Annotated in this window: 22 protein-coding genes; 10 read left to right on the top strand and 12 right to left on the bottom strand. The window is 57.1% G+C overall.

The window, feature by feature from the left end; genetic code table 11:
- Window positions 1–12 precede the first annotated feature (12 nt).
- A complete protein-coding gene (locus KGP25_RS14930; protein ID WP_008500306.1) occupies window positions 13–924 on the bottom strand; it encodes a DUF808 domain-containing protein in 912 nt (303 codons plus the stop codon).
- Window positions 925–1,102: 178 nt separating this feature from the next.
- Here KGP25_RS14930 and yedA point away from each other — a divergent pair, with 178 nt between their 5' ends.
- Complete coding sequence (gene yedA / locus KGP25_RS14935; RefSeq protein WP_223539207.1) at window positions 1,103–2,017, top strand: drug/metabolite exporter YedA; 915 nt, start codon at window positions 1,103–1,105, stop codon at window positions 2,015–2,017.
- Here yedA and KGP25_RS14940 read toward each other — a convergent pair.
- The 3 genes from KGP25_RS14940 to KGP25_RS14950 all read right to left on the bottom strand — a co-directional run bounded on the left by KGP25_RS14940 (window position 1,989) and on the right by KGP25_RS14950 (window position 4,639).
- Window positions 1,989–2,480 (bottom strand): very short patch repair endonuclease, encoded by a 492-nt coding sequence (locus tag KGP25_RS14940; protein ID WP_048029388.1) that lies wholly within the window; start codon window positions 2,478–2,480, stop codon window positions 1,989–1,991. The two genes, yedA and KGP25_RS14940, sit on opposite strands and share 29 nt — an antisense overlap.
- Entirely contained in the window at window positions 2,461–3,876 is a 1,416-nt protein-coding gene (locus tag KGP25_RS14945; RefSeq protein WP_045908154.1) for a DNA cytosine methyltransferase, read from the bottom strand. The genes KGP25_RS14940 and KGP25_RS14945 overlap by 20 nt, the downstream gene beginning before the upstream one ends.
- Before the next feature lie 61 nt (window positions 3,877–3,937).
- A complete protein-coding gene (locus tag KGP25_RS14950; protein ID WP_048029387.1) occupies window positions 3,938–4,639 on the bottom strand; it encodes a phosphohydrolase in 702 nt (233 codons plus the stop codon).
- A 284-nt stretch (window positions 4,640–4,923) separates the two neighbouring features.
- Between KGP25_RS14950 and ompC the strand changes: the two genes are divergently transcribed.
- Window positions 4,924–6,087 (top strand): porin OmpC, encoded by a 1,164-nt coding sequence (gene ompC / locus KGP25_RS14955; RefSeq protein WP_126533624.1) that lies wholly within the window; start codon window positions 4,924–4,926, stop codon window positions 6,085–6,087.
- Between the two features lie 57 nt (window positions 6,088–6,144).
- Here ompC and KGP25_RS14960 read toward each other — a convergent pair whose 3' ends face one another.
- On the bottom strand, window positions 6,145–7,008 hold the full coding sequence (locus KGP25_RS14960) for an N-acetylmuramic acid 6-phosphate etherase (protein WP_223539208.1): 864 nt from the start codon (window positions 7,006–7,008) through the stop codon (window positions 6,145–6,147).
- 165 nt (window positions 7,009–7,173) lie between these two features.
- Between KGP25_RS14960 and KGP25_RS14965 the strand changes: the two genes are divergently transcribed.
- Window positions 7,174–8,790 (top strand): sensor histidine kinase, encoded by a 1,617-nt coding sequence (locus tag KGP25_RS14965; protein WP_048029384.1) that lies wholly within the window; start codon window positions 7,174–7,176, stop codon window positions 8,788–8,790.
- Window positions 8,787–9,506 (top strand): two-component system response regulator DcuR, encoded by a 720-nt coding sequence (gene dcuR / locus KGP25_RS14970; RefSeq protein ID WP_045908149.1) that lies wholly within the window; start codon window positions 8,787–8,789, stop codon window positions 9,504–9,506. The genes KGP25_RS14965 and dcuR overlap by 4 nt, the downstream gene beginning before the upstream one ends.
- On the opposite strand, the gene KGP25_RS14975 is transcribed toward dcuR, so the two are convergent.
- Window positions 9,487–10,449: an FAD:protein FMN transferase gene (locus KGP25_RS14975; RefSeq protein WP_223539209.1), complete on the bottom strand. Its 963-nt coding sequence runs from the start codon at window positions 10,447–10,449 to the stop codon at window positions 9,487–9,489. The genes dcuR and KGP25_RS14975 overlap by 20 nt on opposite strands.
- 95 nt (window positions 10,450–10,544) lie before the next feature.
- Window positions 10,545–13,325, bottom strand: coding sequence for a flavocytochrome c (locus tag KGP25_RS14980; RefSeq protein WP_069718953.1), 2,781 nt, complete (start codon window positions 13,323–13,325; stop codon window positions 10,545–10,547).
- 609 nt (window positions 13,326–13,934) lie between these two features.
- Between KGP25_RS14980 and KGP25_RS14985 the strand changes: the two genes are divergently transcribed.
- Complete coding sequence (locus KGP25_RS14985) at window positions 13,935–15,443, top strand: anion permease (RefSeq protein WP_008500292.1); 1,509 nt, start codon at window positions 13,935–13,937, stop codon at window positions 15,441–15,443.
- A gap of 52 nt (window positions 15,444–15,495) precedes the next feature.
- Window positions 15,496–17,145, top strand: a complete 1,650-nt coding sequence (fumA, locus tag KGP25_RS14990) for a class I fumarate hydratase FumA (protein ID WP_223539210.1) — start codon at window positions 15,496–15,498, stop codon at window positions 17,143–17,145.
- On the opposite strand, the gene KGP25_RS14995 is transcribed toward fumA, so the two are convergent.
- Entirely contained in the window at window positions 17,134–18,027 is an 894-nt protein-coding gene (locus KGP25_RS14995; RefSeq protein WP_048029380.1) for a LysR family transcriptional regulator, read from the bottom strand. The two genes, fumA and KGP25_RS14995, sit on opposite strands and share 12 nt — an antisense overlap.
- Before the next feature lie 106 nt (window positions 18,028–18,133).
- On the opposite strand from KGP25_RS14995, the gene KGP25_RS15000 reads away from it, so the two are divergent.
- From KGP25_RS15000 to KGP25_RS15010, 3 genes are all read left to right on the top strand, one after another.
- The gene (locus KGP25_RS15000; protein ID WP_223539211.1) at window positions 18,134–19,432 is read left to right on the top strand and encodes a serine hydrolase; all 1,299 of its coding nucleotides are present in this window, start codon (window positions 18,134–18,136) and stop codon (window positions 19,430–19,432) included.
- Between the two features lie 282 nt (window positions 19,433–19,714).
- Entirely contained in the window at window positions 19,715–21,028 is a 1,314-nt protein-coding gene (locus tag KGP25_RS15005) for an MFS transporter (RefSeq protein WP_048223899.1), read from the top strand.
- A complete protein-coding gene (locus tag KGP25_RS15010) occupies window positions 21,025–21,813 on the top strand; it encodes a substrate-binding domain-containing protein (RefSeq protein ID WP_048223901.1) in 789 nt (262 codons plus the stop codon). Before KGP25_RS15005 ends, KGP25_RS15010 begins: the two co-directional genes overlap by 4 nt.
- Here the strand turns inward: KGP25_RS15010 and KGP25_RS15015 are convergent.
- From KGP25_RS15015 to KGP25_RS15025, 3 genes are all read right to left on the bottom strand, one after another.
- Window positions 21,788–22,687 (bottom strand): LysR family transcriptional regulator, encoded by a 900-nt coding sequence (locus KGP25_RS15015; RefSeq protein WP_045908141.1) that lies wholly within the window; start codon window positions 22,685–22,687, stop codon window positions 21,788–21,790. The two genes, KGP25_RS15010 and KGP25_RS15015, sit on opposite strands and share 26 nt — an antisense overlap.
- 94 nt (window positions 22,688–22,781) lie before the next feature.
- Entirely contained in the window at window positions 22,782–24,311 is a 1,530-nt protein-coding gene (locus tag KGP25_RS15020) for a cryptochrome/photolyase family protein (protein ID WP_223539212.1), read from the bottom strand.
- Entirely contained in the window at window positions 24,308–24,454 is a 147-nt protein-coding gene (locus tag KGP25_RS15025; RefSeq protein WP_071530926.1) for a DUF2256 domain-containing protein, read from the bottom strand. The genes KGP25_RS15020 and KGP25_RS15025 overlap by 4 nt, the downstream gene beginning before the upstream one ends.
- A gap of 216 nt (window positions 24,455–24,670) precedes the next feature.
- Between KGP25_RS15025 and mtfA the strand changes: the two genes are divergently transcribed.
- Window positions 24,671–25,468 carry a DgsA anti-repressor MtfA gene (gene mtfA / locus KGP25_RS15030; protein ID WP_223539213.1) on the top strand — a complete coding sequence of 266 codons (798 nt, stop codon included), beginning with the start codon at window positions 24,671–24,673 and terminating at the stop codon, window positions 25,466–25,468.
- Here mtfA and KGP25_RS15035 read toward each other — a convergent pair.
- Window positions 25,465–26,676: an MFS transporter gene (locus KGP25_RS15035; RefSeq protein ID WP_048223909.1), complete on the bottom strand. Its 1,212-nt coding sequence runs from the start codon at window positions 26,674–26,676 to the stop codon at window positions 25,465–25,467. The two genes, mtfA and KGP25_RS15035, sit on opposite strands and share 4 nt — an antisense overlap.
- Between the last annotated feature and the right edge of the window lie 15 nt (window positions 26,677–26,691).

The following is a 26,691-nucleotide window of genomic DNA, read 5'->3' on the forward strand; positions in this document are numbered from 1 at the left end:
CGCGGGTAACAATTAGTGCGACGTGCCGCGAATTTTCTCAACCAGCTTCACCGCCGCGACGACGATAGCGCCAATGATAAAGCCCAGCACAAGATTCAGCAGCGTAGGCAGAATCGCCGCGATAACGGCCCCCTGCGTGGAGGAGAAATGTTCGATGGCATGGTGCAGCGGCGCAATGCCGTGAACCACAATTCCGCCACCCACGAGGAACATCGCCAGCGTGCCCACCACCGACAAACTCTTCATCAGCCACGGGGCCAGCACCAGCAGGCTTTTGCCGATGCCTCTTGCTACCGCGCTCGATTTTTCCTCCAGCCAGTAGCCAATATCGTCCAGCTTGACGATCAGCCCCACCAGACCATACACGCCCACGGTGACCAGAATCGCGATGCCGGAGAGGATCAGCACCTGATTCAGGAGCGGCGCGTCAGAGACAATGCCCAGCGTAATCGCGACGATTTCCGCAGACAGGATAAAGTCGGTCCGAATAGCGCCTTTGACCTTATCGCGCTCGAAGGTTTTCGGATCCTGCGCGGCCAGCGCTTCAAGACGCTGCTGGCGCACCTCCGGCGTATCGCTCTGCTTACGCGCGCTAAAGGAGTGCAGCACCTTCTCCACGCCCTCGAAGCAGAGAAATGCCCCGCCAATCATCAGTAACGGCGTGATGGCCCAGGGAATAAACGCGCTGATCAGCAGCGCCAGCGGCACCAGAATCACCTTGTTCAGGAAGGAGCCTTTCGCCACGCCCCACACCACCGGCAGTTCACGGTTTGCCCTCACCCCACTCACCTGCTGGGCGTTAAGCGATAAATCATCGCCCAGCACGCCTGCGGTTTTCTTCGCCGCCAGTTTCCCCATCACTGAAATGTCGTCCAGTAAGGTGGCAATATCATCCAGCAATGTTAATAAGCTACTTCCTGCCAAAATCTTAATCCTTCATTTTTTGGTAATTAAGTGAATAGTATGGAGCAAAAGCGCCAACCCGGAAACAGGCACCTTACGTCAACAAAAAATTCACATCTGCCACACAATTAAAGGGCTCGCCAGCGAGATAGTTTTCGCGTTTACTATCAGCGAACTTTTTATTTCGTCGTGAGGGATTATGCGTTTCCGGCAATTGCTACCGCTTATCGGGGCACTCTTTTCGCTGTACATCATCTGGGGGTCAACCTACTTTGTCATTCGCGTCGGCGTGGAGAGCTGGCCGCCGCTGATGATGGCGGGCATTCGCTTCCTCTCGGCGGGCATCCTGCTGCTGGCCTTCCTGCTCCTGCGCGGGCATAAGCTTCCCCCGCTACGCCCGCTGCTGAATGCCGCCCTGATCGGCCTGCTGCTGCTGGCGGTGGGTAACGGGTTTGTGACGATTGCCGAGCACCAGAACGTCCCGTCCGGGATCGCCGCCGTGGTCGTTGCCACCGTACCGCTGTTTACCCTCTGCTTTAGCCGCCTTTTCGGCATCCGCACACGCAAGCTGGAATGGCTGGGGATTGGGATTGGCCTGGCCGGCATTGTTCTGCTCAACAGCGGCGGCAACCTGAGCGGGAATCCGTGGGGCGCGGTGATTATCCTGATTGGCTCGATGAGCTGGGCGTTGGGTTCCGTCTACGGGTCGCGTATCGAACTGCCGACCGGCATGATGGCCGGTGCGATTGAGATGCTTGCCGCGGGGATTGTCCTGCTGCTGGCCTCGGCGCTGACGGGAGAAAAGCTGACCGCGCTGCCGGACCTGTCGGGCTTTCTCGCGGTAGGCTACCTGGCGCTGTTTGGCTCTATCATCGCCATTAACGCCTATATGTTCCTGATCCGCAACGTCTCTCCGGCTGTCGCCACCAGCTACGCCTACGTCAACCCGGTCGTGGCCGTGCTGCTCGGAACGGGACTGGGGGGAGAAACGCTCTCACCTGTGGAATGGATTGCTCTTGGGATCATCGTGTTTGCCGTCGTGCTGGTCACGCTGGGCAAATATCTGCTGCCGGCAAAACCGGTGGTCACGCCTTGCGAGGTGGAGAAACCGTAAGCAGGTGAATGCCCTGCGTGTCGATCTGCGCGGTCTGGCCGCCGCCGCAGATCCACTCTTCCAGCCGTTCGCTCAGATCGGCATCGTTCAGCTTTAATCTGCCTCTCAGCGCACACTCCCAGACGATCAGCACCCGCCAGCCCTGCGCCATCAGCGTGGCCAGATCCCGCCTGTCGCGCTCGACGTTCTTGCCAATCTTATCCAGCCAGAAATCGGTGCGCGTCGCCGGGACTTTAAAGAGGTAGCAGTCGTGATGGTGCCAGAAACAGCCGTGGGTAAAGATGATGCACTGCCAGGCGTCGATGACGAAATCCGGGCGTCCCGCCAGGGTGGGATCCTGTACGCGGAAGTCAAACCCCGCCTGCGTCAGCAGCGCGGCCAGGCGCTTTTCAATGGCGGTGTCACGCGTGCCGATGGCACGCATGTTTTTACTGCGCGTCGCCTTATCGTGAACATCCGTCATTGACGGCCTCACCCTGACGAAGAGCCACCGCCTGTCGGATGCGCGAGGCCAGCAGTTTTGCGACAGCCGCAAACGCAGGAACGACGACCGAGTTACCAAACTGGCGGTACGCCTGGGTGTCCGACACCGGGATGCGGAAGCGATAACCCTGCGGCGTCTCAAAGCCCATCAGCCGGGCGCATTCGCGCGGCGTTAAGCGCCGTGGGCGATGGCGCTGGTTGTGCGGATCGTCGAAATCTTTTTCACCCAGCGCCTTGTCCCAGCCTCTGTCGATCAGGATTTCCGCGCCGTCTTTATAGTAGCGAGCAGACAGCGTACGGGTGACGCTGTGCGGATCGTTCGGGTTTACCATCCCAAAGCCGAAGCCGTTGCCTTTCGCCTGGTGCTTTTTGGCATAGCGGTAGAGGTATTTCCACAGCACCGGGGTCAGGATAAATTTCGCGTCGACGACGGGTTCCAGCAGATCGGCCACGGTGGGGCGGCGCTCGGGATACAGAGAAGGAATATCCCGCAGAGTGAAATCGCCTTTCAGATTGAGATCGCGGCGGAAGCCCACCAGCACGATACGTTCGCGATGCTGGGGCAGGAAATGTTTTCCATCAATAATTTTAGGATCGTCCGCGCCCATGTCCTCTGAATCGGCCACGTCATAACCCAGCTCATCCAGCGTTTGCATGATAATGCGGAAGGTTTTCCCGCCGTCGTGGCTTTTTAAGTTTTTGACGTTTTCCAGTACAAAAATGGCCGGACGACGGGCGTCAATAATGCGCGCCACGTCAAAAAACAGCGTTCCCTGCGTATCGCAGGCGAAACCGTGGGCGCGTCCAAGGGCATTCTTTTTGGAGACGCCGGCCAGCGAGAAAGGCTGACACGGGAAGCCTGCCAGCAGCACGTCATGCGCCGGGATCGTCTGACGAATGTGCTCGGCGGCCTGTTCATCGCTCACGCCGCTTTTATGGCTCAGGGTCACATCGCGGATATCCGCGTTGAAATGATGCTCGTGCGGATCGCAGTACCAGTTTGCCTTGTAGGTGCGCACGGCGTGCTTGTTCCACTCGCTGGTAAACACGCACTGTCCACCGATGGCTTCAAAACCGTGACGAATGCCGCCGATACCAGCAAACAGATCGATAAACCGGAAGGCATAGTTCGGGTGCGCGGCAGAAGGACGCGGAAGCAGGTTTTGCAGATAACGAAACTCGCCTTCACTCAGGCGACGCCCTGCTCGCTCGCTGGTCAGCAGACGTTTAAGGATCGCCGGGCTCCAGTGGCTCTCGCCGTGCGCCACCAGCAGGCTGGCCAGCGTTTTAGCATCATAGATATCCAACAGCTGGCGCAGTAAGGCCTGCACCGTTGCCGTTGATTTCTCAGCCTGCGCGGGCGCGGGCTCTGTCACTGATCGATTTTCCTGCATTCTTTTAACCGGAGAGTAAAGACTGGGAACAGATTACCACAGTTCAGTTGCGCAAACTGCGACGGAAGCGGCTCAGCACCTGGCTATCCAGCCCGAGGCAGTCGCCGTGTAATTCGGCGCTGAGTTTCGCCATAAACTGGATCAGGAAATCGGCATTGTGACGTGCCAGTTCGCGGCCCATGTCCGTTTGCATTGTATCAGGCAAACGCAGCAGCTTGGTCTGAAAATGGTCGAGGGCAAACGCGCGGTCGTCGAGGGGACGCGCATCGGCAAAGGGATCGTCCGCGTCAAATAGCGGCACGCCCAGTGCGCCCGAGACGGCAAAAACGCGCGCCAGGCCGATAGCGCCTAATGCTTCCAGCCGGTCAGCGTCCTGCACAATTTTGGCTTCTATACTTTGCGGCGCAATGCCGGCGCTGAAACTGTGCGCCTCAATCGCGTGCGCGACGGCGGCAATATGCTCGGGCGGAAAGTCCGGGAAGTCGCGGCGCAGTATCTCGCTCGTCTTGCGAGCAGCGAGCCGTGACGACTGGCTGCGTTCAGGATGGTTCTTCGGCAGGCTGACAATATCGTGAAAATAGCAGGCGGTCAGAATCACCCGCGGCTCGGCCGTGTGGTGAACCATGATTTTTTGCGCCGTCATCCACACCCGACGAAAATGCGAAATATCATGTGCGGTATCGTCGTTCTGGTGATTTTCCTTGAGCCAGCGCTCAAAGCCATGCTGCCACCGGGCCAGTTCCATCATCATGTCCTGTTGTTTAAAAGAGGGTGAATTATAACATAGCCAAATTAAATGGATTTAAAAATAGCGCTGAGAAATATTTAATAATAATTACTCCTTATAAATCCACCCCAATAATTCACAAGAAAAATAAAGAGATTAATAGAAATAATTTGAAATATTTCATCGAATTTAATTACATTTATTTTTGAAACTAAATCACAAGCCATAGAATAGTATCGAGCCTGTAATTACGGAGGGTGATTACATATATTCATATAAATTATCTTTAAAGGGAATATATAATGAAAAGAAAAGTTCTGGCATTTCTGGTACCCGCGTTATTAATGGCAGGCGCAGCGAATGCGGCTGAAATGTATAACAAAAATGGCAACAAAGTTGACCTGTACGGTAAGGTTGACGCGCGTCATACCTTCTCTGACAACCCTGGTGATGATGGCGATGAAACCTATGTACAGGTTGGTTTCAAAGGCGAAACCCAGATTACTCGCGATCTGGTCGGTTACGGTCAGTGGGAATATAAAACGTTCGCTAACGATACCGAAGGCGCGGGTGACAAATCCTTTAACCGTCTGGCCTACGCTGGCCTGAAATATGGCGAATACGGTTCATTTGATTATGGCCGTAATTACGGCGTCGTGTACGACGTTGAAGCCTGGACCGATATGCTGCCGGTATTTGGCGGTGATTCTTACACCTGGACCGATAACTTTATGAATGGCCGTGCCAACGGTCTGGCAACCTACCGTAATAGCGATTTCTTCGGTCTGGTTGAAGGTCTGAATTTCGCGCTGCAGTATCAGGGTGCGAATGAAGGTGCTAACGCTGATGAAAATCAGGAAGGCACCAAAAACGGACATAACAGCGTTCGTTTCCAGAACGGCGACGGCTTCGGTATGTCTACCTCCTATGACTTCTCTGGCGATCTCTCCGGCCTGAGCCTGGGTGCGGCGTACTCTTCTTCTGATCGTACTAATGAACAGGAAGCGGCAGGCAAATACAGCGCGCGTTACGCGAGCGGTAAAACAGCTGAAGCGTGGACCCTTGGCGCGAAATACGACGCCAACAACGTCTATCTGGCGATGATGTACGCTGAAACCCGCAACATGACGCCATACGGTGATTATGGTATCGCGGATCAGACTCAGAACTTCGAAGCGGTAGCACAGTACCAGTTCGACTTCGGCCTGCGTCCATCCCTGGCATGGGTTTACTCCAAGGGCAAGGACATGACCTATCCAGGCAACGCCAGCAACCCTCAGGGTCAGCATGGAGACATGGACCTGGTTAACTACATCGACCTGGGTATGACCTACAGCTTCAACAAGAACTTCTCCACCTATGTTGACTACAAAATCAACATGCTGGATAACGATGAAAGCTTCTACGAAGCCAACGGTATTTCCACCGACGACATCGTTGGCGTCGGCATGACCTACCAGTTCTAATCTTTAAAAATACCAAAGGCCGCATCTGCGGCCTTTTTTATTTCTTCGCGGTCTGTGTTATGGCGCTTCCTGCAGCGCCACGCGGATGAACCCGTTATTCTGCGCCAGCAGTTCATGGGCTTTCCACGCATCCAGCCCTGTCAGCACCATCAATACCGCCGTTTTACAGTGATGGTTACAGCTCTCCAGCGCCGCTTTTGCCTCCGCCCGGGAGCATCCCCCCGCTTCCATCACAATGGCGATTTGGCGTTCAGCCCATTTGGTACTGCTTGCCTCAAGATCCACCCGCAGGTTGCTGTAAACGCGCCCGGTCCGAACGGCCAGCCCGGTAGCGATCATCGAGAGGATCATTTTCTGCGCAATCCCCGCTTTGGTGTTGAGATAGCCGGCCACCACATCGGCACCCAGTTCTGGAGCAATAACCATACTCGCCAGCTGCGCGGCTTCACTTTGCGCATCACCGGTAATGACGGCGACCGGCGCCCCCAGCGACCATGCATGGCGCATTGCCCCCCACACCCACGGCGTTTTTCCGCTGACGGTCACGGCCAGCATCATATCGTGTTCACCAAACTTAATGGCCAGCAGATCGGCAACGCCGCGCTCGTAGCTCCCTTCCCCCTCTTCTGCCGTGACGGCCACCACGGGGGTTTTGCCCGGCGCATAGTCATCGGCAACCTGTTGCGCGACCCGACCAGACGGTCCCGCCCCGACAATCACCAGACGGCCACCATGATTGAGGGTCGCGGCAGCGTTATCCACCGCGCGGGCAATCACAGGTAAGCAAGGGGTGAGTGCAGCAGAAATGAGTGCATCATCCTGGTGAATGACTTTCAGCATGTCCAGCGTGGACAATCGATCGATATTCATCGTGCTGGCGTGCCGTCTTTCCTTGACCGAACCGGTAAGCAGAATGCTCATAAACAGCCTCCTTATTATGAGTACCCACACACTATAAAGTGTTTTATATAGATGACCTGCGAGGAGGGTCACGAAAAGAGGACCAAATCCACGCCTTTACATGGCTTTAAGAAAAGCGCGTCATCGGCGATAATTACCCCCTTACTTAATCATCGCGGAGTATTGATGAGCGATTTGCAGCCTTTCCTTCCGACGCGCAAGCGCCCCATGAAACTCAATACGCTGGTCACGCTGATGGTATGCGCGATTATCGGTTCAGTGCTGCTGGTGGTCTTTGCGCTCTATTCGGTGCAAATCACCCGCGCCACACGCGATGATGTCAAAGACACCGCGCTCGGCATTGCCCGCACCCTCGCCGACAGCCCCGAGATACAGCGCGGCCTGATGCAGGCGCCGCAGGAGAATATTATTCAGCCCATCGCCCAGGCGGTGACGAAACGAAACGATCTGCTGTTCACCGTGGTCACCGATATGCGCGGGATCCGCTATTCTCACCCGAACGAGGCGCTGCTGGGGCTGCATTTTATCGGCGACGATTTAACGCCCGCGCTGGAAGGCAAAGAGAACGTATCGGTTAACCGGGGCGCGCTCGCCGAAGCGCTGCGCGTATTTACCCCCGTCTACGACGGCCAGCACGAGCAGATTGGCGTGGTAGTGGTCGGTATCTCCCTGAATAAGGTGGAAGAGCAGATTACCCGCGGGCGGCTAAACGCCGTCTGGACCATTTTGTTCAGCATTTTTATGAGTTCGATGGCGATTTGGGGTCTGGTGCGGGTCCTGAAACGCATCCTGTTCGGACTCGAACCCTACGAAATTTCCGCCCTGTTCGAACAGCGCCAGGCGATGCTGCAGTCGCTTCGTGAGGGGGTGCTGGCCGTTGATATTCACGGGCGCGTGACGATGATTAATCAGACCGCCAGAGAAATATTGCTTCTCCCGTCCGGCAAGCAGACCGAAAACACCAGCGCCCCCCTGCTGGCCAGCCTGCGTGACGTCTCGAAGACGGGCGTCGCGCGCCAGGATCAGGAGATCAGCTGCAACGGCCGGCTATTGCTGTGCAACATGGTCCCGGTGAAAAGTCAGGATCGGGTGATCGGCGCCATCACCACCTTCCGTGATAAAACGGAAATCAGCCAGCTGATGCAGCGTATTGATGGCATGGTGAATTACGTCGATGCCCTGCGCGCCCATACACACGAGTTTATGAATAAACTGCATGTGATCCTGGGCCTGCTGCACATGAAGCGCTACGACAAGCTGGAAGAGTACATCCTGCAGACGGCACATCATTACCAGACGGATATCGGTACGATACAGAGCAAGGTAAAATCCCCGGTGGTAGCCGGGTTCCTGCTGGGTAAAATCAACCGGGCGAAAGAAGCGGGCGTCACCCTGACGCTGGCGGATGAAAGCCAGATACCGGATACCGCAAGTGAAGAGCAGGTCGCGGTGCTGATCACCGCGCTGGGCAACCTCATTGAAAACGCGCTCGACGCGATGGAAGGACAGCAGGAAGGTGAGATTGGCCTGCTGCTGCATTATCAAAATGGCTGGCTCAGCTGTGAAGTCAGCGACGATGGCCCCGGCATTGATCCCACTCAGCTGGAGTCTATTTTTACAAAGGGCTTCTCAACAAAAGGCGACAACCGCGGCGTTGGGCTGTTCCTTGCTCGCCAGCAGATTCAGAACCTTGGCGGCGATATCAGCGTCGAGTCTGAGCCCGGCGTATTTACCCAATTTTTTGTTCACATCCCCTGGGATAGCGAGAGGAATATCGCGTGATAAATGTATTAATTGTCGATGATGACGCCATGGTGGCCGACCTCAACCGTCTGTACGTCAACCGTGTTGAAGGCTTTACCTGCTGTGGCGTCGCCTCCACGCTAAACCAGGCCGAGGCCATCATTAATGACCCCAGCCATCCTGTCGATCTGGTGCTGCTGGATGTCTATATGCAGCAGGATAACGGCCTGGATCTGCTGCCCGTCATTCGCGCATCCGGCCGCCCAATCGATGTGATCATGATCACCTCGGCCGCCGACGCCGCCACGATCCAGACCTCCATCCATTATGGCGTGGTGGATTATCTGATAAAGCCGTTCCAGTTCCCGCGCTTTGAAGAGGCGCTGAACGGCTGGAAGGCAAAGCACAGCCTGATGGGGTCGCATCAGTATTACGAGCAGGCGGACGTCGACCGTCTGATCCACGGCGGGGCACCGGAACTGGCAGACAGCAAAAAGCTGCCGAAAGGGTTAACGCCGCAAACGCTGCGCACGATTTGCCAGTGGATTGACGCACACCCGGAGACGGAGTTTTCAACCGATGACCTGGCAAACGCGGTCAATATTTCCCGCGTGTCCTGCCGCAAATATCTGATCTGGCTGGCGCAAATCAATATTCTGTTCACCAGCATTCACTACGGCGCCACCGGGCGTCCGGTGTATCGCTACCGTCTCCAGCCGGAGCAGACGGGCCTGCTCAAGCAATACTGCCAGTAACGCGGTAGGTATCGTCCAGCAGGGTAAAGCGGAAGTGGTGTGCTGAAGAGAACACCACTTCTTTTGTTTTGGTCACAAAGATCGCTTCTATGTCTGGACGCGCACGCAGCGCGGCGCAGCCCTTCTCCACGCCCATGCCGTACATCAGCGTGGTCCAGATATCGCCGTCGATGGAATCTTTTGAAATGATGGTCACGCTGTCCAGTTCGTTGTCCAGCGGATACCCGGTGCGCGGATCGAGAATGTGGTGATAGCGTTTGCCGTTGTGCTCAAAGTAGCGCTCGTACGTTCCCGACGTCACGACGGACAGGTTCTCGACTATCATCGTGCCGATCAGCGCATCCCCGGCGAACGGTTTTTTCAGCCCGACGCTCCAGCCCCCTTCCGGGGAGCCTAAGGTCTGAATGTTTCCGCCAAGGTTGATCAGCCCCAGCTCAGCGCCCTCTTTATGCAGGTAATCCCGCACCCTGTCGGCGATATAGCCTTTGGCAATCGCCCCCAGATCGATCTCCATCCCCGCCCGGGTCAGAAACACGCTGCTGCTGGCCTCATCAAGGAGAACATCCTCTGGGCGGGTAATTGCCAGCAGCGACGCGATTTCATCGGCAGGCGGAACGCTGTCTCCCTGAAAACCAATCTTCCAGCGCTTCACCAGCGGACCGATCGCCAGATTAAAGGCGCTGTCCTTGAACAGGCTTGCCGCTTTTGCACAGCGGATCAGATCAAACACTGGCCGACTGACGGTGACCGGATGCTGGCCGGCCGCATGGTTGATGTCCATCACCTGCGAGTGCGCGCGGTTGACGGTGAGCAGGTCTTCGTACTGTTTGATCAGGCGAAACACGCGGGACGCGAGGGCTTCGTCATGGGAGAAGAGCTTCAGGAGGATGGGTGACCCCATCAGGACGGCGGAGTAACAGTAAACGCGATGGCTATCAGGCATGGCAGGAGTCCTCAGCTGTAGCCCCCGGCTGGCACCGCGCCGCCGGGGAAAATGCCGGATAACGCTGCGCGTATCCGGCCTGGGAAGCAGGAGCCTTACCTCTTTTTCGAACGCAGAGCCGCCTGATGTCCTGCAAGGGTACCAAAAATAATGATATCTGCCACCGCGTTACCGCCGATACGGTTAGCACCGTGGATCCCGCCGACCACTTCACCGGCAGCAAACGCGCCTGGCAGCACGTTGTGGTTGCTATCCAGCACGCAGGTTTCGGTGTTGATGGTCACGCCGCCCATGGTGTGGTGCACGCCCGGCGCAATCTGAATGGCGTAGAATGGCCCTTCATTGATGGGCGCACGCAGCGCGGTGGTACGACCAAAGTCGTCATCATGCTGTTTTTCAACGAAACCGTTGTAACGTTCCAGGGTCGCCAGGAAAGCGTGGTAATCCATGCCGAGCGCTTCCGCCAGGGCTTTCGGCGAGCTGGCGCTGGTCACGAAGCCTTTGGCAATGTACTCATCCGCGGCTTTGTTTTTGGCGCGTACGTGCTCGTCAAAGACGATGTAAGCGTATTTCTCCGGCAGGGCGATGATTGACGCTGAGACTTTATCGCGGGTCGACATTTCGTTGTAGAAGCGTTCCCCTTTCTGATTGACCAGAATCGCCCCGCCCCCGCGGATGGATTCGGAAATCAGGTACGAGGTTTTCTGCTCTACGGTTGGGTGAATTTGAATTTCGCCCATATCGACAGTGCCTGCCCCAATGCGCTCCAGCAGCGCGATACCGCCACCGGTCGCCCCTTTATGGTTGGTGGTGACGAAACCTTCCAGATCCGGACGGTATTTCACGACCATCTGGCTGTTGGCGCTGAAGCCGCCGGTTGCCACAATCACGCTTTTCGCTGCCACGGTGATGGTTTCATTCTCTTCGGTGGTCAGGCGCACGCCGGTGACTTCACCGTTTTCGAAGAGGATGTCGCTGACGGAAGTATCCAGCATCACCTCGATGTTGCGTTTGTTGACGTTACGCACCAGGCCGCTAATCAGGTAACCGCCCACCGCAGAACCGTCTTTTGGACGGTGAGTACGGTCGATGCTCATCCCGCCGGTGGTGGTGATATCGTTCAGCATGATGCCGCGGGTTGCCAGCCACTCAATTGCCTGCGGCGCGTTCTCGACGAAGCGGCGCAGCAGTTCAGGGTTGTTCTTGTTGCCGCCACCTTTCAGGCTTTCCTGGTAGAACAGCTCTTTGCTGTCCTGAATGCCCTTCACGCGCTGGAAACGGGTTTCGGCGGCGTTCATCCCGGCAGAGGCTTTAATGGTGTTCCCGCCGATGGTTGGCATTTTCTCAACAATCAGCACGCTCGCGCCTTCGTCGTGAGCCTGAATCGCCGCCGCCAGACCGGCGCCGCCGCTACCGACAACCACCACGTCCACGCTGCGGGTTTCGTTCGGGTCAACGCCCTCTTCCGCTGCCCGCGCTTTGCTGGATTTAAGCATCGCTTTAGAGACCGCTTTCTTCACCGCTTCACTCTGGCTGGTTGCGCCGGTGATGGCATCCACGTGCGGGGTATTGGCATCCAGAATGCGGGTGCGGATCTCTTCAAAGCTGGTGACGAACTCAACGTCTTCGCTCGGGCCAGACGCAAGCTCGATATCCGCAATGCGGTCAGTCTCCAGGCTGACGTTAATCACCAGCTCATTCGCGTCGTCCTGCACCTTCTCGGTGAACATGCCCGGTTTGAATTTTGATTCGCCCATGCTCATGTCGCGGATCATCGCTTCCACCAGCGAGAAGCGCCACAGCGGTTCAGGAATGTTCAGCGCCTCGCGCTGGGTGCTGTCCATAAACAGCTCCAGCGTTTCCCCGGCCGCGATGCGGTCGGTCCAGTCCGGATAGGCGATGGTGGCACGGCCCACGGCAATCAGGTCGTAACCGTGTTCCAGCGCTTCATTGGCATCGGCGGCATTTACCACGCCACCCACGCCCATGACCGGAACCTGCGCCAGCGTTTCAGAACGCATCGCGCAGTATTTTTCGATAAGCGGCGTTGGGTCCTGGGTGTCGACAATGGAAGGACGCAGGGTCGCGCCGACGGAGAAGTGCAGGTAATCCACGCCGCGCGCCGCCAGTTTTTCCAGCAGGTACATGGTGTCTTCAAAGCGGATGCCCGGCACTTCCAGCTCTTCGGGGGAGAAGCGGTAGCCAATAATAAAAGCGTCGTCCGCGTACTGGCGCACCATTTTGTGGGTGATATCCAGAACCGCCAGCGGGAACTTCGCGCGATTATCGCGGCTGCCGCCCCACTCGTCGTCACGCTGGTTAGAGTTTGGCGAATAGAATTGCTGAATCAGATAGGTGTTTGCCCCGTGGATTTCCACGCCGTCGAAGCCGGCCTGGATGGCGCGGCGCACCGCTTCACCAAACTTGCCGATCATGCCTTCGACTTCTTCGCCAGTCAGTGCCACTGGCGTTGCTGCGCCCTCACGCGGCGCGGCAACGGCACTTGGGCCAACCGGCGTACGGCCACCGATCAGTTTCGGGTCAACCATGCGGCCGCCGTGGTAGATCTGCAGCAGAGCCTTAGAGCCTTTGGATTTAATCGCCTCCGCGATTTTCGCCAGCCCGGCAATTTTCTCATCATTATCAATCCCGATTGCGCCCGGGAAAGCCAGACCGAGATCGTCGACGAAGCAGCACTCCACAATGATGGTGCCGATACTGCCGGAACGGGCACGATAGTACTCCACCAGTTCACTGGTAACGGTGCCGTCGTAATAGCCGGTGCAGGTGGTCATAGGGGCCATTAACAAACGGTTTTTCAGTTCAGTGCCATTCGGTAATGTGAAGGGGCTAAGAATACGTTCGTTAGTGCTCATATTAGAAACTCCAAACTTTTAAAAAATTAAGAATTCGTTATCGGATTAGTTTTTAGTTCGTCGTTATTTGCCGATGTCATGATATTAATATAATGATTTTTTTAGTTTCTAAAGTTATTACGTTAGTTAAAAAACTATTTAATCCCTGCAATAACACAAATAACACATTGGTGTTAGCGAATGTAATTCAGTCATTCACAATAATTTAAAATTCGTTAAATAAAAATTGGTTAAACCAATTTCCATCACGCATGCAAAATCATTAAAAACAACAAGATAAAAGACAAAGAAAAAATAGATGTTACGAAAATGATAAAACAAACCAATAAAACAGGCAATACCCACATACGCCTGAGTGGTTATTAATAAAAGCATAAAAATAACGCTGCAATTCTGTTTTTTTGATCGCGATCAATAGTTATGGCATCCAAAAGCGCAATATAAAAACATCATCATTTTTTAATTTAACGCCACCATAAAAGCGTTGAATTGCTATTACTGAAAATACAAAACCGCACCTTTAATAACTAAAAAAAGCAAAAAAAACTTAAGAAAGTGATTTTGTTTTTTCAGTACGACCGAATCTTTGACAACTTAAGACGTGAAACTATGAATACAAAAACTGCTGTAACGCCCCCTGTGGCGAACCAGGCATCAAATGGAAACGCAAAACGTCTGCTGATGATGGCACTGCCCGTCATCGTCGCCGTACTGCTGCTGTTTGTTCCGGTACCGGAAGGTCTGCCTCCTTACGCATGGCACTATTTCGCTATCTTCGTTGGCGTGATCGTCGGTTTGATCTTCGAACCGCTGCCGGGCGCGGTGATCGGTCTGACCGGCGTGGTCGCCATTGCCCTGTGCAGCCAGTGGGTGCTGTTCAGCCCTGAACAGCTGGCTGACCCGAAATTCAAGCTGGCAGGCGCCTCCTTTAAGTGGGCGGTGAGCGGGTTTGGTAACTCGACCGTCTGGCTGATTTTCGGTGCCTTCATGTTCGCCGCAGGCTATGACAAAACCCGCTTCGGCCGCCGTCTGGCGCTGATTCTGGTGAAATACCTCGGCCGTCGCAGCCTGACGCTCGGTTACGCGATTACGTTTGCTGACCTGCTGCTGGCACCTTTCACCCCGTCCAACACCGCGCGCAGCGGCGGGACCATCTACCCGATCATCGCTAACCTGCCGCCGCTGTACGGTTCTAAACCGAACGACCCAAGCGCGCGTAAAATTGGTTCGTACCTGATGTGGGTGGCGATCACCGCGGCCTGTATCACCAGTTCAATGTTCCTCTCCGCCCTCGCGCCGAACCTGCTGGCGCTGGCGCTGGTGAAAAGTACGGTTGGGATCGATATCTCCTGGGGCACCTGGTTCCTCGCCTTCCTGCCGCTGGGTATCCTGCTGATTCTGGCCATGCCGCTGCTGGCCTACTGGTTCTACCCGCCAGAAGTGAAGGTGAACAACGAAGTGCCGCTGTGGGCGACCCGTGAGCTGGAAAAACTGGGCAAACTGTCCCGCAATGAAATCCTGCTGCTGGTGTTCGTGTGCTGTGCGTTGCTGATGTGGATCTTCGCCGCCGCGTGGATTGAACCCGCTATGGCTGCCCTGCTCATCGTCGGCCTGATGCTGTGGACCGGCGTGCTGGAGTGGAACGATATCACCGGTAACAAAGCGGCGTGGAACACCTTCGTCTGGTTCGCCACCCTGGTTGCGCTGGCGGACGGCCTCTCCTCTACCGGCTTTATCAGCTGGCTGGGTAAAGAAGGCGGTCTGTTAATGAGCGGTATCTCTCCGGGCGTAGCGACCATCGTGCTGCTGCTGGCGTTCTACCTGCTGCACTACCTGTTTGCCAGCACCACCGCGCACACCACGGCGCTGCTGCCAGCGATGCTGACCATCGCCTCCACCATCCCGGGCATGAATATGGAAGTGTTTGTTCTGCTGATGGTGACCTCGCTGGGCGTGATGGGGATCATCACCCCGTACGGTACTGGCCCAAGCCCGATCTACTACGGTAGCGGCTACCTGCCAACCAAAGACTACTGGCGCCTAGGCACCATCTTCGGTGCCATCTTCCTGGCGGCCCTGCTGCTGATTGGCTATCCGTGGATGTCCATGATGTTCTGATTTCTGACCGCCGGGGCCTTCCTCCGGCGGTTTTATTTTTGTGGAGCAAGCTATGTCAAACAAACCGTTTATCTACCAGAACCCCTTCCCTCTTTCGCATGACGACACCGAATACTACCTGCTGACCAAAGAGCACGTCTCCGTTGCCGAGTTCGAAGGCCAGGAAATCCTGAAAGTGGAGCCGGAAGCGCTGACCCTGCTGGCGCAGCAGGCCTTCCACGACGCCGCATTTATGCTGCGTCCTTCCCACCAGCAGCAGGTTGCCGCCATCCTTAACGACCCGGAATCCAGCCAGAACGATAAGTACGTTGCCCTGCAGTTCCTGCGCAACTCCGAAATCGCGGCCAAAGGCGTGCTGCCGACCTGCCAGGATACCGGCACCGCGATCATCATGGGTAAAAAAGGCCAGCGCGTCTGGACCGGCGGCGGTGACGAAGCGGCCCTGAGCCAGGGCGTGTATAACACCTACATTGAAGACAACCTGCGCTACTCCCAGAATGCGGCGCTGGACATGTATAAAGAGGTGAATACCGGTACCAACCTGCCCGCGCAGATCGATCTCTACAGCGTGGACGGCGATGAGTACAAATTCCTGTGCATGGCGAAAGGCGGCGGCTCTGCCAACAAAACCTATCTCTACCAGGAAACCAAAGCGCTGATCACCCCGGCTAAGCTGAAAAATTACCTGGTTGAGAAGATGCGTACCCTGGGGACGGCAGCCTGCCCGCCGTACCACATTGCCTTTGTTATCGGCGGAACCTCGGCGGAAGCCACGCTGAAAACCGTGAAGCTGGCTTCCACGCGCTACTACGACGCGCTGCCAACGGAAGGCAACGAACACGGCCAGGCGTTCCGCGATGTTCAGCTGGAACAGGAACTGCTCCAGGAAGCACAGAACCTCGGCCTCGGCGCGCAGTTTGGCGGTAAATACTTCGCCCACGACATCCGCGTGATCCGCCTGCCGCGCCACGGCGCGTCCTGCCCTATTGGCATGGGAGTTTCCTGCTCCGCGGACCGCAACATCAAAGCGAAAATCAACCGCGACGGGATCTGGATTGAGAAGCTGGAGCACAACCCGGGCCAGTACATTCCTGAATCGCTGCGCCAGCAGGGCGAAGGCGACGTGGTCAGCATCAACCTGAACAAGCCGATGAATGAGATCCTGGCGCAGCTTTCCGCGCACCCGGTCTCTACCCGCCTGTCGCTGAACGGGACCATCATCGTGGCGCGCGACATCGCCCACGCGAAGCTGAAAGAGCTGATCGACAACGGTGAAGAACTGCCGCAGTACGTCAAAGATCATCCGATTTACTACGCAGGCCCGGCCAAAACGCCGGAAGGCTACGCGTCTGGCTCACTCGGTCCAACCACCGCAGGGCGCATGGATTCGTATGTGGACTTACTGCAGTCCCACGGCGCGAGCATGATCATGCTGGCAAAAGGCAACCGCAGCCAGCAGGTGACGGACGCCTGCCATAAGCACGGCGGCTTCTACCTGGGCAGCATCGGCGGCCCGGCGGCGGTGCTGGCGCAAAACAGCATTAAGAGCCTGGAGTGCGTCGCGTATCCTGAGCTGGGCATGGAAGCCATCTGGAAAATTGAAGTCGAGAACTTCCCGGCGTTTATCCTGGTGGATGACAAAGGCAACGATTTCTTCCAGCAGATCCAGAACCAGCAGTGTAAAGGCTGTTCACAGCGCTGAGTGCTTCCATACGTCCGGCAAGAGCGACAGCGTTTCAGCGATCGTGCTGCGCTTGTCGCTTCCCGGCTTCCAGATGGTGACCATCGTCTGACCAATCCCCTGGCTGCCCACTTCGGTGTGCAGCCTTTTTACGTTTTGCCACTGCCCGGCGTGAAAATGCGTCGGTAAGAATCCCCAGCCGCAGCCGCGCTCCAGCAAACCGCGCAGCATCTCCGGTTCATTGGTAAAGAGGGTATGCCCGGAAATCTGCAGGCGGCGCGCCACCGGCTCGTCCGAGGCGGGGTGCATGACGACCTGGGGCACCAGGGAGAGATCGAGCAGCGACAGAGGCGAAGAACGGTCAGCAAACAGCCCGCTGGCGGCATAAAAATCCATATCGATGGCACCCAGGGCGCGCCACTCCATATCATTGCCCACGCTGCGGTTGCGTGCCTGGCAGATGGCGAGATCCGCGTCGTTGTTCGCCAGCAGCCGTTCCGATTCATCCCGCGAGGCGCAAATAAGGCTCAGGCGGATTTTTCGCACCGCCATTTCAGCAATCACCCCGTGCAGAAAGGCTCTGGGCGTAAAAGGATCGTAGACCAGCGTCAGGTCCTGCGTGGCACCGTGCGGCACCTCTCTGGCAAACGCCTCAAAGGCTTTTACCTGCCGCATCAGCAGGTGCGCCTGGCGCTGAAGCTGTTCCCCTTCGGGCGTGAGTCGCAGGGTGCGGCCGTCGCGAATAAACAGCGCGTAGCCTAACCCATCCTCAAGAAAATCAACCAGATCGCGAAGCGTCGTTCGGTCCTTCTTCAGCGCCACCGCGGCTTTACTCAGGCTCCCGTTCTCGGCCACGGCGGTAAATGCCTCGAGCTGTGCAAAAGAGTAAATCAGTCCCGCCACGCTACGCTCCTTCTGTTTTTTAGGGGGATTTTCCCCCGCTACGCGTTTTTTATTATAGCCCCGGGGTTTTTAAACTGAAGCCGTTCCTAACCTGTAAGAGACGGATATGAAAAACAGAAAAGTAAACCATGCCCTGCTGGCGGGCCTTGTCTTCAGCACCCTGATCTCCCCTGCGGCAGTGGCGGCCTGTAAAGGCACCGACCTCAGCGCCTGCCCTGCCCCCTTCGACACCACGCTGCCTGACACCCATAAGATGCTCACCTGGAGTCAGGCCGATCGGGTGGTGGGCTTTCGCAATGACTACCGCAACTACGCCGGGGATGTTTTCCGCCACGGTAACTCTGTGCCGCTGGAAATGTCGGACAAGCCGCTCACGGACGCACACTATCAGGTCAACGGCAGGCGCTACGGCCTTCAGGAGTACCTCCAGCGCCAGAACGTCAGCGGCATGCTGGTACTGAAGGACGGCAAAATCGCCTGGAAGTATCTTGGAGAGGGCAATACCGACTCGACGCTCTGGACCTCACGCTCGGTTGGGAAATCGGTGGTATCGGCGCTGGTGGGCGTGGCCCTCAAAGAGGGAAAGATCCACTCGCTTGACGATCGGATCACGCGGTATGAACCCGACCTGAAAGGCACCGCGTGGGATGGCGTGACGCTCAGACAGCTGATCACCCATACCTCCGGCGTGGCCTGGAACGAGGATTACACCAACCCCCACTCCGACTTTGCGCAGCTCACCGAGTGCGAGGCGAAGCCGGGTACCTATGACTGCGTGCGCAAGCTGGTGAAGGGGTTACGCAGAGCGCATCCGGCCGGAGAGAGCTGGTCTTACTCTTCGGGTGGCGCCTGGCTGCTGGGTGACGTGCTGGAGCGGGCCACCGGCATGACGCTCGCAGCCTATCTGGAGAAAAGCATCTGGCAGCCTTACGGCATGGCGAGCGACGGCGTGTGGCATGCCTACAGCAAAGGCCAGCACGACGTCGGCGCGCACGGCTTTAACGCCACGCTGGAGGACTGGGGACGCTTCGGGCAATTTATCCTGAACAACGGTACGCTGCCGAACGGTAAGACCATCCTGCCGGAAAACTGGATCCGGCAGTCGTCAGACTGGACGAAGGCCAAAGGCTCGGTATCAGACGCCCATCCCGAGGGGCTGTACGGCTATCAGTGGTGGAACAATGAAGTGCCCGCGAACGCCACGGGCGTAGAGCCGACGGCACAGGATTCGCTGAAAGGTTCGCTCTGGGCGCTGGGCATTTTTGGGCAGATGATCGTGGTGAACCCGAAGGAAAATCTGGTCATCGTCCAGTGGTCTACCTGGCCGCAGGCGGAGCCGTCCTTCAGCGCCCAGCCGCTGGAAGCTTCTCTTATGTTTAGCGCGATTGCCAGGGCGCTGCGCTAAAATGCATCCGCCGGGTAATGAAGCGGTTACCCGGCGCATTGTGAAACGGGGGCCTCTGCGCCACATCACAAAATCGCAATATCAGAGACTTACAGAATATTGGTGAATAAAAAGCCAACGGTTTGTTAAGTTATTGTTGCCATTAATTGTATTTAACAACCGACTTATATTCATGCAAGAAATGCATCAGTCGATGCGGCATTTGCGCTTATCTAATTCCTCATCCTGATCCAGTTTTCAGAAACAGACGCGTAAAACGTCAACAATAAACTGGAGATAACCATGTTTTCCTCAACCTCACCTGCAACCGTACGGTCGAAAGCGGGCGCGATACTCCGCGTCACGTCCGGCAACTTTCTTGAGCAATTCGATTTCTTTCTGTTCGGCTTCTATGCCACCTACATCGCCCACACGTTCTTCCCGGCGAGCAGTGAATTTGCGTCGCTGATGATGACCTTCGCCGTCTTCGGCGCGGGCTTTTTGATGCGTCCAATAGGGGCAATTGTGCTTGGCGCGTATATCGACAAGGTGGGGCGCAGAAAGGGGCTGATTGTCACGCTGTCCATCATGGCGGCGGGGACCTTCCTGATCGTGCTTATTCCGTCTTATCAAAGCATCGGTCTATGGGCACCGCTGCTGGTGCTGACGGGCCGTCTGCTGCAGGGCTTTTCCGCCGGCGCGGAGCTTGGGGGCGTGTCGGTCTATCTGGCTGAAATCGCCACGCCGGGCCGCAAGGGTTTTTACACCAGCTGGCAGTCCGGTAGCCAGCAGGTCGCCATTATGGTCGCCGCCGCAATGGGCTTTGCGCTGAACGCGATGCTGGAAGAGAGCGCCATCCGCGAATGGGGCTGGCGCATCCCGTTCCTGTTCGGCTGTTTAATCGTGCCGTTTATCTTCTTCCTGCGCCGCAAGCTGGAAGAGACGGAAGAGTTCAGCGCGCGTCGCCATCATCTGGAGATGCGTCAGGTCTTTAAAACGCTGCTTGGCAACTGGCAGGTGGTGGTCGCGGGCATGCTGATGGTGGCGATGACCACCACCGCGTTCTATCTGATCACCGTCTACGCACCCACCTTTGGCAAAAAGGTGCTGATGCTGAGTGCGTCGGACAGCCTGCTGGTCACGCTGCTGGTGGCGATCTCTAACTTTATCTGGCTGCCGGTGGGCGGTGCCCTGTCGGACCGTTTCGGGCGCAAGCCGGTGCTGATTGCCATGACCCTGCTGGCGCTGGCGACCAGCTACCCGGCCCTGACGCTGCTGGCGAGCGCGCCCAGCTTCTCGATGATGCTGAGCGTGCTGCTGTGGCTCTCCTTCCTCTACGGCCTCTATAACGGCGCAATGATCCCGGCTCTGACGGAAATTATGCCGGCTGAAGTGCGCGTGGCGGGCTTCTCGCTGGCTTACAGCCTGGCAACGGCGGTCTTTGGCGGCTTTACCCCGGTCATGTCCACCGCGCTTATTGAATACACCGGCGACAAAGCCTCGCCGGGCTACTGGATGAGCTTCGCCGCGGTATGTGCCCTGCTGGCGACGCTCTACCTCTACCGCCGCCGCGCGGTATCGCTGCAAAACACCGTCAAGTCAGAGGGGGCAGTATGAAACGCACTTATCGCTATACCACCAGCGCGCTGGTGCTGACGTTCCTGAGCGTCAATGCCTTTGCCCAGGACGTGAAGGTGATGATCTCAGGCGGTTTTAAAGCCGCCCTTGAAAAGCTGGCCCCGGAATATGAACAACGGACCGGGGATAAAATTGTGATCATCCCCGGTCCCTCAATGGGCAATACGCCGCAGGCGATCCCAAACCGACTGGCGCGCGGCGAGAAGGCCGACGTGGTGATTATGGTGGGCGATGCGCTGGAGAAGCTCGAAAAGGCCAGCCAGACCCAGCCGGGTTCGCGAACGGAACTCGCGGATTCTCCCGTTGGCATGGTGGTAAAAAAAGGAGCGAAAGTACCGGATATCAGCAGCGACGCGAAACTGCGTGAAACGCTGCTGCAGGCCAGCTCCATCGCCTACTCTGACAGCGCCAGCGGCAGGTACGTCAGCCAGGCGTTATTCAAAAAGCTGGGAATAGAAAAAGAGGTGGCCGGTAAAGCGACAAAAGTCGAGCGTATTCCGGTCGCCTCAGAAGTGGCAAATGGAAAATACACCCTCGGTTTCCAGCAGGTTAGCGAGCTGTTGCCGGTTCAGGGCGTCACCTTTGTCGGGAAAATCCCTGACAATGTGCAATACATCACGCGCTTCGCGGGCGCGGTTACCCGCCATGCAGAACATCCCGGGGAGGGGAAAGCGCTGTTGACCTATCTCGCCTCACCGCCCTCAAGGGCCGTCATTACGGAGACGGGGATGATCCCCGTTACGTCCGGCGATACTGCTCGGTGATCTGCTTTTCCAGTTCAGCCGCAATATAAGACTGGATGCGCCCCCGGCGCCGGATAAGCCCCACGGTACGTTTCACTTCCGGCGCCATCAGCGGCAGATGCGTCAACAGCGTGTGCTCTGAGGTCGGCATTGACATGGCGGGAACGGCAGCGATGCCGATCCCCGCCTCAACCATACCGAGCATCGTGGTAACGTGACGTGTTTCGCAGACGCTGGGCCGCTCGGGAACGATATCCCCCAGCATCCGGTCGAGCAGATTGCGGTTGCCTGACGTTTTATCGAGGGAGATATAATCCTGCTGGTAAAACGTCTTCCACGTCAGGTGACTCTTCTGCGCCAGAGGATGATCCTTTCTGCACGCCGCAACGTAGACATCCTCCACCAGCGGGAAAAATTCGATTTCAGACGGCAGGTTTCCTGCAAAGCAGATACCAAAATCCGCCTGGCTGCGGGCCACGGCGTCAATCACATTGCCCGCGCTGCTGTCGATGAGCTTAATGCGAACACGCGGATAGCGAGACTGAAAACGCCGGATCACGTCAGGCATAAAGTAACAGGCCGCGGAAGGTACCGTGGCAACCGTGATCAGCCCCGTCCGCTCTTCACTGGCCTTATCGACATCCGCGAGCATTGACTCAACGCTGTCGAGCAACTGTGCGGAGCGCTCGGCAAAGTTTTGTCCGTAGAGCGTCAGCGCCACGCGGCGGGTGGTGCGATCGAACAGCCTGTTTCCCAGCGCGGCTTCCAGCTTTTCAATCCTGCGGCTCAGCGCCGACTGGGATAAACAGATAGATTCAGCGGCGACACGGAAGTTACCGTATTCCACTAACGCTCTGAAAGCATAAAGATCGTTAAGGTCAAAATTCACGGGCATAGCGTCTGGATGTCCTGTCAGGGAATACGCAACAAAGTCAAAAATAATAGCGTCTTATTGACCTGCCGCAACCGCCCAGGCGTTGAAATACCGATCAGAGGTCGTTGAGATGCAGGCGGACGTACCCGGCGCGGTCCGCTATGGCCTGCCGATCCTCTTCCGTCATGTCCGCTAGCTGTTTAAAGACAATGCCCAGGCGGGGATTGTTACCGAGACGCGCCTTATTGCGCGCAAAGAAGTCCCAGTAAAGGGCATTGAAGGGGCACGCCTGTTCGCCGGTACGCTGGTTGTGTTGATACCGGCACCCCTGACAGTAATTACTCATCTTATGAATATATGACGCGCTTGAGACGTAGGGCTTACTGGCCAGCAACCCGCCATCGCCAAACTGGCTCATGCCGAGGGTATTGGGCAGTTCCACCCACTCAAAGGCGTCAATATAGACGCCCAGATACCATTCATGGACCGCCTGCGGCGACAGGCCGCTGAGCAGGCTAAAGTTTCCAATGACCATCAGGCGCTGGATATGGTGGGCGTAAGCCTCGGTGAGCGACTGCCCAACGGCATGCGCCAGGCAGCGCATCTGCGTCTTGCCGGTCCAGAACCAGTCCGGCAGCGGGGCGTGCTGGTCTAAGGCATTCAGCTCCCGATAGCCCGGCATCTGCGACCAGTAGATCCCGCGCACATACTCCCGCCAGCCGAGAATTTGTCGGATAAACCCTTCAACGGCAGGCAGCGGCGCGTGGCCCGAACGCCACGCCTGCTGGGCGGCCGCGACCACTTCCCGCGGATTAAGCATTTTAGCGTTCAGCGCGAATGAAATTAACGAGTGGAAAAGAAAAGGTTCCTCCGCGTGCATCGCGTCCTGCCAGTTTCCAAACTGCGGGAGCACGTGCGCGATAAAATCATCCAGCCTGGCTTTGGCTTCCGCACGGTTGAGCGGCCAGCGAAAATTGTCGGCCTGCGGTTCGCCGAAGGTCTTTACGCCGCAGCGTTGGATCTCCGCCCATAAGGCGGAACGATCGTGGCAGGGACGCGCGTCCACCGGCGCGGGAGGCTCGCCGGACCAGCGCTTGCGGTTTTCAGCATCGAAATTCCATTTCCCCCCTTCCGGCTCGCCTTCAGCGGTTAACAGGACGCCGTGCTGACGACGCATTTCCCGATAAAAGTACTCCATTCGCCAGCTTTTGCGTGACGCAAAGAACGCGCTGACCTGTTCCCGAGTGGTGAAAAAATGCTCACTACTGACGCAGGCCGTTTCAACGGAGACCGTCTTCGCCCACGCCTGCAGCTGCGTATCAAGACGCCATTCGTCGGGCTCCTGCCATATCACCCTGTCCGCGCGGTAATGCGCGACAAGCGCGTTGAGATTGTCTTCCAGCGCGCCGCGGTTTGAGCCATCGGAGAGTCGGACATACCTCACCCGATGCCCCTTCTCTTTTAATGCAGAGGCAAACGCGCGCATGGCGGCGAAGATAGCGATAACTTTCTGGGCGTGATGAAGCACGTAGGCGGTTTCTGCCCGGAGTTCCAGCATCACGTAAATGACGTTCGGACTGCAGGTATCAAACCAGCTGTGATGCGGATTAAGCTGATCGCCCAGGATCAGACGCAGCTCGGTCAACGGTGGCTCCTGCGGCAACGCTCAGAACAGTATTTAACCTCATTCCAGCATTTCGCCCATTTCTTGCGCCACGTCATGGGCCGCTGGCAGTGCACACACAGTCGACTGGGCAGGTCCTGCTTGTTACCTTTGAAATCGCTCATCTTTTCAATACCGCACTGATTAATTCACCCCACCTGCGGATAAAGGCCACGACAGACTTCACAAAATGAAGGTGATGCCCGCAAACCGCTACCCACCGCTACGTACGAAATGATAGTTTATTCAGGCTGGATTTGTCGCAGTGAGCGATTTTCTGGCATCTTAACCGAACCTGACTTTCCCATTTTTGTTCAAATGACGAGTTTGCGAGCAAAGCGATGATAAAGTGGCCCTGGAAAACGAATGAGGCTGGCCGGGATGTGGCGCTGCCATGGGATGACGCGCTGACGATCCCTGTTCTGGCTAATCTAACCCCGGATGAACAATCGAAGCTGGTTCAACTGGCGGATCGTTTTTTGCAGCAAAAACGCCTGGTGCCACTGCAGGGGTTTGAACTCGATCCCCTGAAAAACGCCCGCATCGCCCTGCTGTTCTGTCTGCCGGTGCTTGCACTCGGCATTGAGTGGCTGGACGGTTTCCACGAAGTGCTTATCTATCCCGCGCCGTTCGTGGTGGATGACGAATGGCAGGACGACATCGGGCTGGTGCATAACCAGCGCGTGGTGCAATCCGGACAAAGCTGGCAGCAAGGGCCGATAATCCTCAACTGGCTCGATATTCAGGACTCGTTCGACGCCTCCGGTTTTAATCTGATTATCCATGAGGTGGCGCACAAACTGGATACCCGCAACGGCGATCGCGCCAGCGGCGTTCCGCTGATCCCGCTTCGCGAGGTCGCGGGCTGGGAGCACGACCTGCACGCGGCGATGGATAACATCCAGGATGAAATAGACCTTGTGGGCGAGAGCGCGGCCAGCATTGACGCCTATGCGGCAACCGACCCCGCTGAGTGCTTTGCGGTGCTCTCCGAGTATTTCTTCAGCGCGCCAGAGCTCTTCGCGCCCCGTTTCCCGGCTCTGTGGCAACGTTTCTGCCAGTTTTATCAGCAGGATCCGCTCCAGCGCCTGCGGCAGAATGAGGGGTCTGGCGGGCATTCCTCCCGCCAGGTCCATTAAGCTTTTTCAGCAGGGGTACGCTCAGTTGACCATACCCCTATGCTCAGGGCTAAAAACAGCACTGCCATTCCCCATGCGGCCACCATTAAAGCCTGCTCCCCGTAAAAGCGCGTCACGACCGGCACCAGCAGTGCGCTGACGCCGTAGCCTAACGTGTGGCTAGTGGCGATGACGCCCGCGCCTTTCCCCGTCGTCAGCCGATCGTTCAGCAGAAGCTGGTAGCCCGGCGTGGCCATCGCCGCCCCGAGTGACGTGATAACAATCCCCACGTAGAACAACATTAAACCGGCAACAGACATCAGCCCAAGCCCTGCCACCATCAGCACCGCCGCGATACAGAGCAATGTCACCGGGCTGAAATGCTGCGGGCGTACCACCAGAAACTGTGCCGCGAGCGTGGCCAGCGCGGCCAGGCTCAGCAGGAGCGCGACATGATGGCTGATCTCCCGGGCGTTACCGTCCAGCAGCGGGCTAAGATGCGGTGACAGGCCAATCTGCATCAGGCTCACCAGCGCCGCCAGCAGCAGCGCCAGCAGCAGGAACGGCAGCATGGAGGCCTGCAGGCGGGTTGCCTGGAGGGCTACCGGCGGCAGCGGCGGGTCAGCGACTTCGCGAAGCACCAGCATCAGAGCGAGAAGCGGTGCAACCGCCATCAGCCAGAGCGGTGCTACCGGATTAACGCTGAGCATCAGCGCCGCCAGCGGTGGGCCGAGCAAACGCCCGCAGCTGAGGCCGGAGCTGATCGTCGCCAGCGCCGCCATTCTTTTCTCCAGTCCCGCACGCTGAATCGCCCACGTCTGGGCCGCAGGCACCAGCCCCGAGACCGTCAGTCCGTAGAGCAGGCGCGAGAATATAAGCCCCGCCAGCCCCCAGACCGTATCCAGCCTTCCGGCCGCCATCGCCCAGACCACCAGCGCCATCACAACAAAACTGGCCAGATAGCCGCTTAGTGAGGCCAGCATGACGGACTTACACCCCTTCCGCTCGCTCTGACGCCCCCACCAGGGCGATGCCGGTAAAAAGAGCATGGATCCAAACATCAGCAGCCCGGCCCAGACTGAGAGTGACAGCCCGGTCAGGGTGACCAGCTGCGGGAGCATCACCAGTAAACCGTTTTGCCCGATGCCCAGTAAACCCGCAGATAGCGCCAGGGGCCAGTTAGCTTTTGAGGTGACGTTTTCCGTCAAGATTTCAGAGTCAGCGCGCATGAGAATGTGAACATA

Source organism: Enterobacter sp. JBIWA003, assembly GCF_019968825.1.
Taxonomy (GTDB): Bacteria; Pseudomonadota; Gammaproteobacteria; order Enterobacterales; family Enterobacteriaceae; genus Enterobacter; species Enterobacter quasiroggenkampii.